Annotated in this window: 13 protein-coding genes and 1 tRNA gene; 9 read left to right on the top strand and 5 right to left on the bottom strand. The window is 59.9% G+C overall.

Going from position 1 to position 15,868, the window contains the following annotated elements:
• Positions 1 to 13: 13 nt before the first annotated feature.
• On the top strand, positions 14 to 1,018 hold the full coding sequence (locus tag NAP1_RS04595; protein ID WP_040464722.1) for a nitronate monooxygenase family protein: 1,005 nt from the start codon (positions 14 to 16) through the stop codon (positions 1,016 to 1,018).
• 15 nt (positions 1,019 to 1,033) lie between these two features.
• Here NAP1_RS04595 and NAP1_RS04590 read toward each other — a convergent pair whose 3' ends face one another.
• From NAP1_RS04590 to NAP1_RS04580, 3 genes are all read right to left on the bottom strand, one after another.
• Positions 1,034 to 1,531, bottom strand: a complete 498-nt coding sequence (locus NAP1_RS04590; RefSeq protein ID WP_256364609.1) for an AHH domain-containing protein — start codon at positions 1,529 to 1,531, stop codon at positions 1,034 to 1,036.
• A gap of 68 nt (positions 1,532 to 1,599) precedes the next feature.
• A complete protein-coding gene (locus tag NAP1_RS04585; protein WP_156777199.1) occupies positions 1,600 to 2,466 on the bottom strand; it encodes a hypothetical protein in 867 nt (288 codons plus the stop codon).
• Positions 2,467 to 2,565: 99 nt separating this feature from the next.
• Entirely contained in the window at positions 2,566 to 3,048 is a 483-nt protein-coding gene (locus tag NAP1_RS04580) for a flavodoxin family protein (RefSeq protein ID WP_040464248.1), read from the bottom strand.
• Between the two features lie 83 nt (positions 3,049 to 3,131).
• Between NAP1_RS04580 and recJ the strand changes: the two genes are divergently transcribed.
• From recJ to phoB, 8 genes are all read left to right on the top strand, one after another.
• Positions 3,132 to 4,931 carry a single-stranded-DNA-specific exonuclease RecJ gene (recJ, locus tag NAP1_RS04575; protein WP_040464246.1) on the top strand — a complete coding sequence of 600 codons (1,800 nt, stop codon included), beginning with the start codon at positions 3,132 to 3,134 and terminating at the stop codon, positions 4,929 to 4,931.
• A gap of 105 nt (positions 4,932 to 5,036) precedes the next feature.
• Positions 5,037 to 5,111 (top strand) — tRNA-Glu (locus NAP1_RS04570).
• Between the two features lie 101 nt (positions 5,112 to 5,212).
• On the top strand, positions 5,213 to 6,478 hold the full coding sequence (locus tag NAP1_RS04565; RefSeq protein WP_007164063.1) for an ATP-binding protein: 1,266 nt from the start codon (positions 5,213 to 5,215) through the stop codon (positions 6,476 to 6,478).
• Positions 6,479 to 6,608: 130 nt separating this feature from the next.
• Positions 6,609 to 7,994, top strand: coding sequence for a phosphate ABC transporter permease subunit PstC (gene pstC / locus NAP1_RS04560; RefSeq protein ID WP_007164062.1), 1,386 nt, complete (start codon positions 6,609 to 6,611; stop codon positions 7,992 to 7,994).
• Positions 7,987 to 9,252, top strand: coding sequence for a phosphate ABC transporter permease PstA (gene pstA / locus NAP1_RS04555; protein WP_007164061.1), 1,266 nt, complete (start codon positions 7,987 to 7,989; stop codon positions 9,250 to 9,252). The genes pstC and pstA overlap by 8 nt, the downstream gene beginning before the upstream one ends.
• 41 nt (positions 9,253 to 9,293) lie before the next feature.
• The gene (pstB, locus tag NAP1_RS04550) at positions 9,294 to 10,040 is read left to right on the top strand and encodes a phosphate ABC transporter ATP-binding protein PstB (RefSeq protein WP_241761239.1); all 747 of its coding nucleotides are present in this window, start codon (positions 9,294 to 9,296) and stop codon (positions 10,038 to 10,040) included.
• Complete coding sequence (gene phoU, locus NAP1_RS04545) at positions 10,040 to 10,708, top strand: phosphate signaling complex protein PhoU (RefSeq protein ID WP_007164059.1); 669 nt, start codon at positions 10,040 to 10,042, stop codon at positions 10,706 to 10,708. The genes pstB and phoU overlap by 1 nt, the downstream gene beginning before the upstream one ends.
• Positions 10,709 to 10,854: 146 nt before the next feature.
• Entirely contained in the window at positions 10,855 to 11,544 is a 690-nt protein-coding gene (gene phoB / locus NAP1_RS04540) for a phosphate regulon transcriptional regulator PhoB (RefSeq protein WP_007164058.1), read from the top strand.
• Here the strand turns inward: phoB and NAP1_RS04535 are convergent.
• Entirely contained in the window at positions 11,541 to 12,281 is a 741-nt protein-coding gene (locus NAP1_RS04535) for an extensin family protein (protein WP_007164057.1), read from the bottom strand. The two genes, phoB and NAP1_RS04535, sit on opposite strands and share 4 nt — an antisense overlap.
• Positions 12,282 to 12,283: 2 nt before the next feature.
• Positions 12,284 to 15,859 carry an error-prone DNA polymerase gene (locus NAP1_RS04530; protein WP_007164056.1) on the bottom strand — a complete coding sequence of 1,192 codons (3,576 nt, stop codon included), beginning with the start codon at positions 15,857 to 15,859 and terminating at the stop codon, positions 12,284 to 12,286.
• Positions 15,860 to 15,868: the final 9 nt, after the last annotated feature.

Genomic DNA, 15,868 nt, shown 5'->3' with positions numbered 1-15,868 from the left:
AGGAGAGAACGCAATGACCCTGCCCGCCCCTTTCGATCGCCTGCGTCTGCCGCTCATCGGCTCGCCACTGTTCATCGTCTCCGGCCCCGAACTGGTGATCGCTCAGTGCAAGGCGGGGATCATCGGCAGCTTTCCCGCCCTGAACGCGCGCCCGCAATCGCTTCTCGATGAATGGCTGCACCAGATCACCGAGGAGCTTGCGAAGCACAATCGCGAAAACCCGGATCGTCCCGCTGCCCCGTTTGCGGTCAACCAGATCGTACATAAGTCGAACGACCGCGTGATGCAGGACATGGCGACCTGCGAAAAATGGCAGGTGCCGCTGGTCATCACCTCGCTGGGCGCGCGCACCGAGATCTTCGATGCGATCCGCAATTGGGGCGGGATCAGCATGCACGATGTCATCAACAACCGCTTCGCCAACAAGGCAATCGAGAAAGGTGCAGACGGTCTCATCCCTGTGGCAGCCGGCGCTGGTGGCCACGCCGGCACGCAGTCACCTTTTGCCCTGATGCGCGAAATCCGTGAATGGTTCGACGGTCTGGTCGCCCTCTCAGGCTCAATCGCACACGGCTCCTCAATCCTTGCAGCGCAGGCCATGGGCGCAGACTTCGGCTATACCGGAAGCGCCTTCATCGCGACGGAGGAAGCGAACGCGGATCAGAACTACAAGCAAGGCATCGTCGATGGCAGCGCCGAGGGGATTGTCTATTCCAACCTCTTCACCGGTGTGCACGGCAACTACCTGCGCTCATCGATCGAGAATGCGGGACTGGACCCCGACGACCTTCCGACGAGCGATCCTTCCAAGATGAACTTCGGATCGGGCGGCAACACCAAGGCAAAGGCCTGGAAGGACATCTGGGGATCGGGTCAGGGTATCGGCACGGTCAAGTCGGTCGGCACTGTCGAGGACATGGTCTCTCGATTCGAGCGCGAGTACCACGCTGCCAAAGCAGATCTCGCCGCGAAGTCGGATTACTCGCCATGGACGGCCCTCGCAGAAGCAGCGGAGTAAGCCAGCACCACCTGCTCAGGTTGCGTCCCAAAGCGCCTCCGCCATCGCGTCGAGCTCGGCAAAATCAAAGCCATGACCAAGCGGATCCTTGTGGTTCAAGATCATCCGCCTTCGCTCGCTGAGCAAGCGGTTGCGGAGTGCTGACTGAAGCAATGCGAGGCGCTCGAGGGCTTCAGTCAGAGCCTGTTCGGCGTCTTGTGGTTGCGCAGCAGACCAACTCTCTTCGATCCGCCCTACCCGCTCAATCACAAGCTCGTTGTAATAGCGGTGCGGTCCACGATGAAGCGGCATGCCCGTGCGCATAGTCGCATCGTCGGTTGCCGGAAGCAGCAGGCCATTGCGCCTGAAGTCATCAAACCCGACGCGCTTGCGACCGATTGCCTGAAACAGGGCTCCGAAACATCGCTGTCCCAGAAGCTGGCGGGGCAAGAGATGGTGCCGCTGTAGGCCTGGATCATGACCGGGTGATCCGCGGCGGTTGACGGAACGAAACGATATCGCGGCGCGCGGCAAGGTTGATCGACCGGCTCGGCGGTCGAATGATCGAACCCTCCACGCGACACGGCTTCTTGTCATGCTGCCTATTCGCGCCAAACCCGAATGAACTTGCCATTCCTGGAAGGTCGAAGAACAAGCCGACTGCCATCAGGCGCGACGATGCGTTCGCTTCCCTCGACGCCGCCAACAATCATCAGCTGATTGATCAGGCGAACGCCAAGCCGCGTCGCTGCCACTTTGTCGGTCGAGAGCGGTGGCTCGATACGAAGCTCCTGATCCAGCCAGAAATCGAGGCCTACGCTTTGCAACGCGCCATCGAATGTCTGCCGGAAGGCCGTCAGGCCAAGCGCCGGGAACGGGCCACCGCCAAGCCAGGCAGTTGTTACCGACTCGAAGTATTGTCGACTGCTCGCACTCTTCGAAGGCGGCCACGCAATCGCCTCGATGCCCGCGAAATGCTGAACAAGGTCGCAAGCGAGGGCGATCAGGCCTCTCGCGACCGGCATTGTCCGTTCGCCACCAGCCAGGTGATAGCCTGGAGCAAGGTGGAGTGCTTCGAAACGAGCAGTCCCAGGTTGTTCCTTAAGGTCGAACAAATGTTCAACGTTAGGCACAGCAAATCCATCCCCAGGTGCAAGCCCGTTCAGATCAAATGCAAGGCCCTCGCGAAGAAGCTCCACCCAGGAAACCTCATTTGCCGATTGGTCAAGCAAGCCTTCTTCAGCGACTGGCTCACCGTGATTGGACGCCAACCTGATCGGCGCATCGGCGCTAGGGTCGTGAACCAACGACACGACCGGGTTGCTCGCTACGAAATCCTTGATGTCACCGACGGATGGCCGCTTGCCTTTGGCAAACAGCAGAAACACTCCATGAGGCATTGGCTTGGAAGACTCTGTGATCGTCCAAATCCCTTCGCTCGTCAGCCCTTCGGCGTAACGTCTTACCACAAGTCCGCGCCCCCCGATGCTCTGCGCAATCAGCCTGGGCTCTTGCGCTTGATCATGCACGCTCGCAGTTTGCTTGGCGCGTCCGATACTGCCGTGAGGTCAGAAGACTCCCACGACAATTCCCTCAGCTAGCCCAATTCCAAGTTCACGGCAATCGCGCAAGACCCTGTCTGGAACCGACTTTGTCGCCCAGATCTCTTCCGGGGTTTGAGCGCCAAGGACGGCAATTATCGGTTCGGCAACGCGCTTTAGCCGCCATCCTGTTGCGATGCGGTCCAATTGCCTTTGAGCGCCTTCCCCATCTGTTCCAGCGGCAATTATCGAAGCGTATGGGCGGCCCTCGATTTTGCCCAGGACGCTGTAGTAGTTGGCGTCGAACATCTCCTTCATCTCGCCGCTCATCGACGCAAGGTTCTCCGGGCAAACGAACAGGTATCCCGACGCTTGCATGAGGTCATCGCTCGTCACCTCGTTCGCTCGCATCAACTTCGAAGCCTCATGCTCCGCAGCAGCGCGCGCCATCTGCTCGCTGGCTGAAGTCCGGCTGTGCCAAACTATCAGAAGGTGAGGATCGATACTCATTTAGCTTGCCTCGCCAATAGGCCTGTCGATTGTCAATGCCCCTGCTCTGTCAGCTGGGCCGCGCTTCGGGTAAAGAATGACCAATGAGTACGCGTTCGCTTTCCCACGTCCTTGGAGTTTCTCAATCGCTTGCCGGCAAAGCATGGCTGTGGCGAGGTGGGAACATGGAGCTTGGCACAGGCTCAACCGCAGCCTCGCAGGATCTGGATAGGAGCGTCGTGACACAGCTCCTGATGACCCGCGGCGTAGCGGCGGACGAGGTCGCGAAACACGCCAAGCCGACAATGCGCGAATTCCTGCCAGATCCTTCCGAGTTCCGCGACATGGAGCAGGCAGCTGAACGGATCGCTCAAGCGGTGCTCAACGAAGAGCAGATCACAATCTACGGCGACTACGATGTCGACGGTGCCACCAGTTCGGCATTGCTGGTCGACCTGCTGCGATCGCTTGGCGTGGAAGCCGGGTACTACATCCCGGACAGGCTTCTTGAAGGATACGGCCCAAGCGGTGAGGCATTGGTGAAGCTCGCAGAGGACGGGTCGAGCCTGATCGTTACTGTCGATTGCGGCGCGATGGCGCACGAAGCGCTTACCATGGCGCGCGATGCAGGGGTCGATGTGATTGTGGTCGACCACCACAAATGCGCGGCCGAGCTTCCACCAACTGCTGCTCTGGTCAATCCGAACAGGCTTGATGAAAGCGACCTCGCAGCCTCGCACGGTCATCTTGCCGCAGTTGGCGTTGCCTTTCTATTGGCGATCGCTTTGGTCCGGACATTGCGGGCCAAAGGCTTTTTCGAGAGCCGTCGCGAACCTGACCTGATGAGCCTGCTGGACCTCGTTGCCTTGGGGACAGTGGCCGATGTAGCCGCATTGCACGGGCTTAATCGCGCTTTCGTTTCTCAAGGATTGAAAGTGCTGGCCCGACGAGATCGCATAGGGATGGCAGCCCTTATCGATGCGAGCCGGTTGAAACGTGCCCCCATTGCCTCCGACCTCGGCTTTGCTCTCGGCCCGCGGATCAATGCGGGAGGAAGGATCGGCGAATCGACTCTCGGAGTGCGCCTCCTGACGACGAGTGATGCGGAAGAGGCCCGTGAAATCGCGGAGCAGCTGTCGGCCCTGAACGAAGAGCGGCGAGCAATAGAGGCTGAAGTGCAGGAAGCTGCCGAAGCTCAACTCGAAGGACAGCACAACATGGCTGTTCAGGTCCTTGCCGCGGACGGGTGGCATCCGGGCGTGATCGGCATTGTCGCAGCGCGCATCAAGGAAAAGACCGGCAAACCATCAATCGTGATCGCTCTTGATCCGGCCGACGGCACGGGCAAGGGGTCAGGGCGGTCGATTAGCGGCGTAGATCTGGGCGCCGCCATCATCGCAGCGCGCGAAGAAGGCCTGCTCGTTGCTGGAGGCGGCCATGCCATGGCTGCTGGCCTTACCATCGCACAGGACAAGCTGTCGGCCTTCACCGAATTCCTGGATGAGCGGCTCGCTCGCGATGTAGAGCGCGCGCGGATCTCGCAGGTCATGCAACTCGACCTGAGCCTTGCGCCCGGTGGTCTCACTCCTGACCTGGTCAACACATTGGAAGCGGCAGGCCCCTACGGTGTCGGTTGGCCTGCGCCGCGCGTGGCGGTGGGGCCCGTTCGCATCGTGAACGCGGACATCGTCGGAAAGGATCACCTGCGGGTGATTGCGAGCGGTGGTGATGGCCGCTCATTCAAAGCCATTGCCTTCAGAGCTGCCGAAACGGAGATGGCTCAGACACTGATTCACCGCAGCAAGGGCCGACAATTCCACTTTGCTGGTCGTGTGAAAATCGATGATTGGGGCCCCCGTCCGGCAGCCGAACTGCACCTAGAAGACGCTGCTTTCGCCGACTGACGTAACGGAAAATTGTGCGGTCGCGAAATTTTTCTACAAACCAGCGCACACAGGGCTTGACCCATCCGAATTGCCCCCCTAGATGCGCGCTCTCGCAACGAGCGTGGCCCGTTCGTCTAGCGGTTAGGACGCGGCCCTTTCACGGCTGAAACACGGGTTCGATTCCCGTACGGGTCACCACTTCTTCGTTGCGACGCTCCCTGCAGAATTGTTCTGGAAAGCGTGCAATTTGCACGCGCGGGGTTTCGCGCCCTTGCGCTGCGCTGTAGAGCCACCTCGCCATGGGCCTTAAACAGACCTTTCCAATCGCAGGTGTTCTTCTCGCATTGGCAGCGCTTGTGGCGATGCTCTTGCAGGGGCTCGATGCTGCAATCGCGTTTGCTGTCACTATCGTTTGGATCGGTTCGCTCTTGCTGGCATCCGGTCGACCTCCTGAGCCGGAAAAGGTCGTAGTTGAAGCGCCCTTCAGCACGCAATCGATGGGAAAGCTGATCGAGAACTCGTCAGTTCCCCTCCTCGTGACAGAGCGCAACACGATCGCCATCGCAAATCGTTCAGCCCGCAGGATGCTTGGGCAGCACATTATCGGCCAGGATGCACGAGTTGCCTTCAGGCAGCCGGAAGCGATCTCGCTTCTGAGCGAGAACCGCAACGGGCAGGCAATCGTCAGAGGGCTCGTGCGACGTCAGGACATCTGGCAAATCAATCATCAGTCAGTGGACAAAGACCTCGCGGTTATCGAACTCATCAACCAGACGAGCGAAGCCGACATTAGCCGAGCTCACACGGACTTCGTTGCAAATGCCAGCCACGAGCTGCGCACCCCGCTCGCAGCGATTCTCGGTTATGTCGAGACTCTGCGCGAAAGCGGCGACAGTCTCGATTCTCCCACATCGCAGAAGTTCCTCGGCATTATTGAACGCGAAGGGCAGCGTCTTCAGAACTTGATCAGCGATCTGATGAGCCTTTCGCGCGTTGAGGCGGAAAAGCACGACCTTCCCGAAACACGGCTCGAACTTGCAGCGTTGACAGAGCGCGCTGCATGCGACGCGGCGGGAACGAACAGGATTGACCGGCTGAAGCTCGAAATTTTGAGCGATCCCCTGGTCAAAGGCGACCTTCAGCAGCTCGAACAGGTCGTGAGGAATCTTGTCGACAATGCGCTGAAATACGGTTCGGCCGACACTTCAGTAACGGTTCGTCTTGATCGTTCTCAAGATGGGATGGCGCGAATTGCAGTTACCGATCAAGGCGATGGCATCGCGCCAGAACAACTTCCGCACCTCACTCGCCGGTTCTATCGGACCGATCCCGGCCGCAGCCGCGCCTCGGGTGGGACGGGCCTCGGACTCGCCATCGTCAAACACATTGTGGAGCGCCACCGCGGACGACTCAACATCGATAGTGATCTGGGTAAAGGCACGCGCGTGGTGGTGCGCCTCCCGGTTGCGAAGGCTAAGAGGAATGCATCTGATCAGTCCTCTGAGACAATTGCGGCTGCAAACGGAACTGAAGATCGAGAACCGGAAAGCCCGTCATTGTCTTAGTGGTGTCTTATTTTGTCTACATGCGGCTCCGAGTGCCCCTAACAGGGATTCGCTCGGGCGCAATTCACACAGGAAATTCGCGGCTAACCTGACCGCGTGATCATCCTTCAAGGGAACCCAGGTCTAGTTCATGTCGCCAATCACACTCCTCTTGATAGCTATCGGGTTGGGGCTCGCCGGATGGCTCGCGGGTCGGGCCAAGGCGTGGAGCTTCCAAAAAGCGGACCCTGAAACACGCGCAGCGGCACGTCCGACCTACTACGCATGGTATGTGGCGATATGGATCGTCCTGCCAGTTCTCGCCTTCGTCGTTCTTTGGACCCAGATCGCGCCTTACCTAGTAACGCAGTCGGTTCTCGCCTCGCCAGCAGGGGAAAACCTCCCGAGCTTCGGATTTGAGCGCGAAGCATGGTTGTCCGAAGCGCGCGCTGTTGCGAGCGGGTACGCGCCCGGTGTCTTCAACGATGGAGCACAGGCGCTGGTCGAGCCATTTCGCAATGCGATCCAGCGATACTCACTCATCGGCTATGCTTTGACGGTTCTTATCGCGTTTGCTGGCGGTGCGTTTGCCTTCATGCGTGTTCGCCCCGATTTTCGTGCGCGTACCAAGGTCGAACGCACTGTGATGGGTATTCTGCTTGCCGCTTCTCTCGTCGCCATCCTTACGACCTTCGGCATTGTCGCGAGCTTGGTGTTCGAAACCATCCGCTTCTTTGGAATGGTCTCTCCGATAGATTTCCTGTTCGGGACGTTCTGGGGTCCAGATCCGATGAGCAATCCGGACAATCCGGATGGCTCGCGCTTTGGCGCAATCCCTCTGTTCTGGGGCACTATCTTCATTGGCGCGATCATTGCGATGATCGTCGCCATCCCGCTTGGCCTGATGAGCGCGATCTACCTCACACAGTACGCTGCTCCCTCGCTTCGCGCCTGGGTTAAGCCCGCTCTCGAGATACTCGCCGGTATCCCAACCGTCGTTTATGGCTATTTCGCCGCCCTGACTGTCGCGCCCGCCGTGCGTGATCTTGCAGTATCCGTTGGCATTTCCGGCGCATCAAGCGAGAGCGCGCTCGCCGCTGGTGTCGTCATGGGCGTGATGATTATCCCGTTTGTCTCTTCGATGGCCGACGATTCGATGGCAGCGGTTCCCAGCGCAATGCGCGATGGCAGTCTCGCGATGGGGGCGACGCAGTCGGAAACGATCAAGCGTGTTCTCTTTCCCGCCGCCTTGCCGGGCATCGTCGCCGGGATCATGCTCGCAGTCAGCCGCGCTATCGGCGAGACCATGATCGTCGTGATGGCCGCCGGTGCATCGTCGAACCTCACAGCAAACCCGCTCGAGACTATGACGACGGTTACGTACCAGATCGTCGCTATGCTGACGGGCGAAGGCAGTTTCGACCACCCGGCAACCCTCAGCGCTTTCGCGCTCGGCTTTGTCCTGTTCCTTGTGACGCTTGTGCTGAACATCATCGCACTGCGCGTCGTAAAACGCTTCCGTGAGGCCTATGAATAATCAGAGCGCCAATATGGCTGGCGGCCCGACCCGCACCGAAGCCTTCGCAAAACGCCTGAACCAGCGATACCGCGCTGAGCGCCGCTTCCGTGCACTTGGCCTTGGCGCGATCGTCTTTTCGATCGCGGTGCTGATTTTCCTTCTTGGCAACATGCTTGCCAACGGCATCGGCGGGTTTCAGCGCGCCGAGCTTGCTGTCGAGATAAACATGCCGGAAAGCGGCGTGACCGGGGACGAAGTCTCATTGACAGCGCCGAGTTCGACGCAAGTTCTCGAGATGCAGGGTCTGCCGGACATCGTGGAGTTCTATGCCGAGCAATCGCTTGGCGAAGCCGGCGCTGAGCAGGTCAGCCGGGATGCGTGGCGCGACGTCGCCGATGCATTGAAAGAAGATCCCTCGCTGATCGAACGCACCGAGACTTTCCAACTGGCCGCATCATCCGACCTTGCAGCTGGCCTTGCCGGCGAAGGCTCTGCAGAGATGCAGGCTCTCGCAGAGCAGCTCGCAAACGAGGGCAAACTGGCCGAGAATTGGGACTGGGGTTTCCTTGCCCGCTCTGACGCAACCAGCCCTCAGCAGGTCGGAATTTGGGGCGCATTGAAGGGCTCGATCCTCACGATGATCGTCACCTTCCTTCTTGCCTTCCCTATCGGCGTTCTCGCTGCACTGTATCTTGAGGAATATGCGCCGAAGAATCGTTGGACCGATCTGATCGAGGTTTCGATCAACAATCTCGCTGCGGTCCCATCGATCATCTTCGGTCTTCTTGGCCTTGCAGTATTTCTGACGCTGTTCCCGAACCTGCGCTCTGCACCCGTCATCGGGGGCATGACACTCGCACTGATGACGATGCCTGTGATCGTCATATCGGGACGCAATGCAATCAAGTCGGTTCCCCCGTCGATCCGTGACGGAGCCCTCGCTGTTGGTGCCTCACCAGTGCAGGTCGTGTTCCATCACGTCCTTCCGCTCGCCCTTCCCGGCATGCTGACGGGAACGATTATCGGCATGGCCCGCGCGCTGGGAGAAACCGCACCGCTGCTGTTGATCGGCATGCGAGCATTCGTCGCGACACCTCCTGATGGCTTTACCGCGCCTGCCACGGTTCTGCCGATGCAAATTTTCCTTTGGTCGGACGAAATCGACCGCGGTTTTGTCGAGCGCACCAGCGCTGCGATCATAGTCCTCCTGCTGTTCCTCCTTCTGATGAACGGCCTCGCCATTTACCTGCGCAACAAGTTCGAGAAAACCTGGTGACCCTAGTCCACGAAAGCATCCAGCAAGACAAAGGCGCGAAGATGATCGCGCGCGATGTCTCGGTCTACTATGGGGCGAAGAAGGCCATCGACGAGGTGTCGATCGACATCTCGCCCGACTATGTGACCGCCTTTATCGGTCCTTCCGGCTGCGGAAAATCGACCTTCCTGCGGTGCTTCAACCGTATGAATGACACCATTCCTGTTGCCCGTGTTGAAGGCCTCATCGAATTGGAAGGCGAAGACATCCATTCCGACGCGATGGACGTCGTGCAACTGCGTGCTCGCGTGGGAATGGTGTTCCAGAAGCCAAACCCCTTCCCCAAGTCGATCTACGAGAACATTGCATACGGGCCGAAGATCCATGGCCTCGGGGAAAAGAAGGCCGATCTCGATGTGATCGTGGAACGATCGCTCACTCGTGCTGGCCTATGGGACGAGGTGAAAGACCGTCTGGAAGACTCCGGTACCGCTCTCTCGGGAGGCCAGCAACAACGCCTTTGTATCGCTCGCGCAATCGCCGTCGATCCTGAAGTAATCCTGATGGACGAACCAGCATCCGCGCTCGACCCGATTGCGACTGCCAAGATTGAAGAGTTGATCGATGAGCTTTCCGGGCGTTATGCTATCGTAATCGTGACGCACTCGATGCAACAAGCTGCGCGCGTTTCACAACGCACCGCCTTTTTCCACCTTGGGAAGATGGTCGAATACGGCCCTACCTCGGACATCTTCACCAACCCGATTGAAGAGCGGACCAAGGACTACATTACAGGGCGCTACGGCTAATGGCAGACCATACGGTCAAGGCATTTGATGAAGACATCACCCGGCTTCGCGGTCTGATCGCGGAGATGGGCGGTCTTGCGGAAGTTGCTATCCAGGAAGCGCTGGAGGCGATGGTTCGAGGCGACGAAGAGCTCGGTGATCGCGTGGTTGCGCGCGACAAGAAGATCGACGCGCTTGAGACCGAGGTCGACAAGCTTGCTGTGCGGATTATCGCCCTGCGCGCACCTATGGCCGACGACCTGCGCGAAGTTATCGCTGCCTTGAAGATCGCCGGCGTCGTTGAACGCATCGGTGATTATTCGAAGAACATTGCGAAACGCGTCAGCATGATCGAGGGGCGAGAGCGTTTCGAACCGCTCACCCTTCTGCCTGCGATGGGAGAACTTGCCGGTGAAATGGTGCACGATGTGCTGACCGCATATGCCGCACGCGACCCCGGCCTCGCGCGCGAGGTCATCAGCACTGACGCTAAGGTCGATGCATTCTACAACAGCATTTTTCGCAACCTTGTGAGTCACATGGTCGAGAACCCTGCTACCATTTCTAGCGCTGCACAGCTGTTGTTCGTGGCTCGAAATCTTGAACGGATCGGTGACCACGCGACCAACGTGGCTGAGATGGTTCACTTCGCTGCGACCGGCTCATATCCCCCGGAAGACGACCGCTAGGCGTCACGGGTGCACTGCAGGTGAATGTCGCTTTCGCCGCTTGTGGAAAAGTTGGCGCCGTGAGATTCATCAAACTGTAGCCAAAGTGAAACATGTGGATTGCGATTGCCCTTGTGTGAATCCGGGCCTCGCGTGGGAGACATTTGATGTCCGCTGCCAAGCTGCTTCTCGTCGAAGACGATCCGGCTCTTTCGGAACTGCTCGAGTATCGCTTCCAGAACGAAGGCTATAATGTTCGCTGCACTGGCGATGGCGATGAGGCCATGGTTCTTGCGAGTGAAGACGTGCCCGATCTGATCATTCTGGACTGGATGATCGAAGGCACGAGCGGCATCGAGGTTTGTCGCAGGCTGCGCCGGGACAAGGAAACCGCGCACGTTCCCATCATTATGCTGACCGCGCGCGAAGCAGAAGACGATCGCGTTCGCGGTCTTGAGACCGGCGCGGACGACTATCTCACCAAACCTTTCAGTCCGCGCGAGCTTCTCGCCCGTGTCGCCGCTGTCATGCGCCGTATTCGCCCCGCTCTTGCTGGCGAGACGATCGAAGTGGGCGATATCAAGCTCGATCCGGTCGCTCACAAGGTTCAGCGTCGCGGCCGCGCCCTGCAGCTGGGCCCGACCGAGTACCGCCTTCTCAAGTTCTTCATGGAAAGCCCGGGCCGCGTTTTCAGCCGCGGACAGTTGCTCGATGGAGTGTGGGGCACGGGCTCGGATATCGAGCTTCGCACGGTCGACGTGCATATCCGGCGCCTGCGCAAGGCCATCGGACTTGAAGGCGCAAAAGACCCGATCCGCACGGTTCGATCAGCAGGTTACGCTCTCGAAGCGGCTTAGCGGCAAACACCAGTCCACCGACCATCCTGATCGAAATGGAAGTGGTCGGCGTGTGCCTCGTTATAGTCAGGTGACAGGACGGTGGCGAACACGCCGCACGCTCCGTCGCGCACCTGTCTCAAGAATCTCGCCTCGTCAGCGTCGCCGTTCCAATCGCTGATCAGACTGATCCGGCGCCCATCCTCGAGCACGAATGCCGAAATGTCGATCGCGTTGCCGGTCGCATGCTCGCTCCACGCGCCTTCGCTTCGGCCGTAGAGCCGCCGACAGGAATAGACGCCTAGGTGCTCGATCCGCGCAATTTCGCTGGCGAAGATATCGAGCGCGGCAGGCTCAACGGTCTTGGTTCGCCACAACTCCATCGCTGCTGCAACCGGGCACGTCATCGGCGGCGAGTTTGGCGCGAATGGGTAGTCGGTGAGCCGTGTTCGGTCAGGCCGCGCGCATGGTCCCTCGCCGGTTGGATCAAGTACGGCATATCCGACCTCGCTGCGATCAATGACGGCGCGGCATTCCGGCACGTCGTCCTTCAGCGCGACCAGCTTCGTAGCGGTCGCCATTCCGACCGGATGCCTCAGATCAAGCGGGGCCGAAGGATTATGCTCGGGGTGAGCTTCAACCCAGATGTATCCGGAATAGGCAAGGATACCCAGCATCGCGAGCAACAGAAGTCTGCGCTCAGCGTGGAATTTTCCGACCTTGCGGGAGATGCGAAAAGGCTTGGGTTTTTTGGCCATTATCAATGAAAGTCGCGAGAGTTCGGAAGTATCCTCACATTCCTCGGATGCACACGCGTATTGGGCATTTTGCGGCGTCCTCGCCGTGGAGCGCCATTGGCATCGGGCAGTTCATCGATCAGATCGCGCGGACGGATCGCCTCGGCGTCGCTGTCGATCAAGTCATCCCTCGGATTCATCACCCGCTTGCCACCGACTTGGCTTGGAAGCGGGGAATGGACGTGATCCGCACGCGCGACCGGTGCGTTGAGCATGTCGTCCGAGAGCGAATAGAGCTGATCCGTCGCATCATCCATATGGTGAGCAATGACGTGGATCACCTCGTCATCATATTCGACGCGGCCCCGCACCTCCATCAGTCGCGCTCCCATCACGACGCGGCGCTGTTTCTCCTTGAGATCGGGCCATACGACGAGGTTGATCACGCCTGTCTCGTCCTCAAGCGTGATAAAGCAAACACCCTTCGCGCTCCCCGGCCTCTGACGGATCAGCACCACACCTGCGACCTTGACCATGGAGCGGAACTTGCGGTTCCTGAGGTCGCAGGCACGCACAAAGCCACGCTCCGCCAACCCTGCGCGCAGGAAGGACATAGGGTGCGCTTTGAGGCTGAGGCGGGTTGTCTGATAATCGGCAACCACCTCTTCGGACAGCGGCATGGCGGGTAGCTGAGTCCGGGCGCGCTCTGCCCCCTCGTCCCGCTCCGCCGCCGCGCGGAATAGCGGCAGGTCTGGCCCAGCGATCAGGCTGCGCGCATCCCATAAGGCTTGCCTGCGCGAAAGGCCCAGCGATGTGAAGGCGTCGGCGCTTGCGAGCCGCTCGATATGCGCCGGACCAAGCCCGCCCCGCTCACGCAGCTCTGCAACATCGCGGTAACCCCCGCCCTCCTCGCGCGCAGCAATCAGTTGCGCAGCGATATGCTCGGGCAATCCATCGATCTGGCGAAGGCCCATGCGCATCGCGATATGCTTGTCGAGGCGCCCCGTCTCGCCGTCACCAGCCTCGCCGATCTCTTCCAGAGTGCAGTCCCATTGCGATGCGTTCACATCGGGCGGCAGCACCTCAACCCCATGCTCGCGCGCATCGCGCACGATCTGCGCCGGCGCGTAAAAGCCCATGGGCTGGGAATTGAGCAAGGCAGCCGCAAAGGCCGCCGGGAAATGGCATTTGAGCCAGCTCGACACGTAGACCAGATGCGCGAACGAAGCGGCATGGCTTTCGGGAAAACCATACTCGCCAAAGCCTCTGATCTGATTGAAACACCGCTCGGCAAAGTCGGGATCATAGCCGCGCGTCACCATGCGCCCGACCATCATGTCCTGAAGCTCATCCACCATCCCGCGCGATCGGAAGGTCGCCATCGCCTTGCGCAAGCGATTGGCCTCAAGCGACGAGAACTTTGCCGCATCGAGAGCAATCTTCATCGCCTGTTCCTGAAAGATTGGCACACCTAGCGTGCGCTCAAGGATACTTGAAAGCTCGTCAGGCGGACCATGCTGCGGCGATGGCGCGGGGATCTGCACCGGCTCTGCCCCACGGCGGCGCTTCAAGTAAGGGTGCACCATGTCGCCTTGAATCGGCCCGGGCCTGACAATCGCGACCTGAATGACGAGGTCGTAGAATTCACGTGGACGCAGGCGCGGGAGCATGTTCATCTGCGCGCGGCTTTCGACCTGGAACACGCCGAGCGAATCTCCCTTGCGCAGCATCGCGTAGGTCTCAGGGTCTTCGCGCGGGACCGTCGCAAGCGTGAGTGCGCGACCGTGATGCGCTTCGAGCAGGTCGAGACATTTCTTGATGCAGGTCAGCATACCAAGCGCCAGCACATCGACCTTGAGGATACCGAGCGCCTCGATATCGTCCTTGTCCCACTCGATGAAACTGCGTTCCGGCATCGCTCCATTGCCGATCGGAACCGTTTCGGTGAGCGCGCCCTCGGTCAGGATGAAACCGCCGACATGCTGCGAGAGATGGCGCGGCATCCCGATCATCTGCTCGGTCAGCTTGAGGACGCGGCGAAGGTGCGGGTCGGTGATGTCCATGCCGGTTTCGGCGGCGTGCTTTTCGCTGATCTCGCGGCCCCACCCACCCCAAACGGTCTTGGCCAGGCTCGCAGTCACGTCTTCGGATAGGCCCATCGCCTTGCCCACTTCGCGGATCGCCATACGTGGACGATAGTGGATGACGGTCGCGGTGAGCCCGGCACGCTCGCGGCCATACTTTTTGTAGATGTATTGGATCACCTCCTCGCGCCGCTCATGCTCGAAATCGACGTCGATATCGGGCGGCTCCTTGCGCTCTTCGGAGATAAAGCGATCGAATAGCAGTTGGTGTTTGGCCGGATCGACCGATGTGATTTCGAGGCAATAACACACGGCAGAATTGGCCGCCGACCCGCGCCCCTGACACAAGATCGGCGGCTCAACGCTGCGGGCGAAATCGACGATATCCTTGATGGTGAGAAAGTAGCGCGCAAGGTCGAGCCTCGCGATCAGCGCAAGTTCGCGTTCGAGCGTCTGCTCCACGCTGTCAGGAACGCCATGTGGATAGCGTCGCTCTGCCCCCGCCCATGTCTCGATCTCGAGATATTCCTGCGGGGACATGCCATCGGGATAGATCTCTTCGGGGTATTCGTAGCGCAGTTCCTCGAGGCTGAAATCGCAATTGTCGGCAACCTCGCGGGCAGCGTGGATCGCGTGCGGCCAGCGGGCGAACAGGTGCTGCATTTCCTGCGGGGATTTCAGGTGCCGCTCGGCATTGGCGTGAAGCAGGTGCCCGGCCTGCGCGACCGTGGTCTTGTTCGCAATCGCGGTCATCACGTCCTGCAACGGACGGCGCTCGGGCGCGTGATAGTGAACATCGTTCGTCGCAAGCAACGTCAGGCCGTTTTCATGGGCCAGCGCATCGAGCCGGTCGATCCTCGCGGTGTCGTCGCCGCGATAGAGATACGAGGCGGCGATATGGCCCAGCGAGGGAAGCTGGCGCGTCAGATGGGGGAGGATCTCGCCGAATGAGGCAACGACCTCGATCGCCTCTGCCTCGTCACCTTGCGGACGCAGCGGCACGACGTTGCTCGGCACCAGGATTGCGAATTCGGTCTCAAGGTCTTCGGGCGGCAACAGGATCAGTTGTATGCCCTCACCATGCTCTGCCAGCATTGCGAGGTCGATCTGGCACACGCCCTTTTCCTGCCATTCGCCCGACAAGGTCTGCATCCGGCCAGCGCTGATAAGCCGTGAGAGACGACCATAAGCGGCGCGGTCCTTTGGATAGGCGAGGAAGGCGATCCCCTCGACCGTTTCGATCCGGCAGCCGATCACGGGCCGCAGTTTGAGCGTTGTCGCCTCGGTGTGGATGCGCACCACGCCCGCAAACGAGTTCGCATCGGCAATCCCGATCGCGTCGTAACCAAGGCTGCGCGCCGTCATCGCAAGGTCGACCGCGTCCGAAGCACCGCGAAGGAAGCTGAAACAGCTGACCAGGCCGAGCTCGACGAAGGGCGCGCGTTCAGGACGATCGATCAGGTCAGGGTCGATCTCCAGCGTGCGTTTGTCAGGGGTAAGCGGGGCGTCGGGCATCGGCTCACA

This window comes from Erythrobacter sp. NAP1, from assembly GCF_000152865.1.
Lineage (GTDB): Bacteria > Pseudomonadota > Alphaproteobacteria > Sphingomonadales > Sphingomonadaceae > Erythrobacter.
Note: the sequence above shows the minus strand (reverse complement) of the source record. Positions and strands in the feature narration are given on the sequence as shown.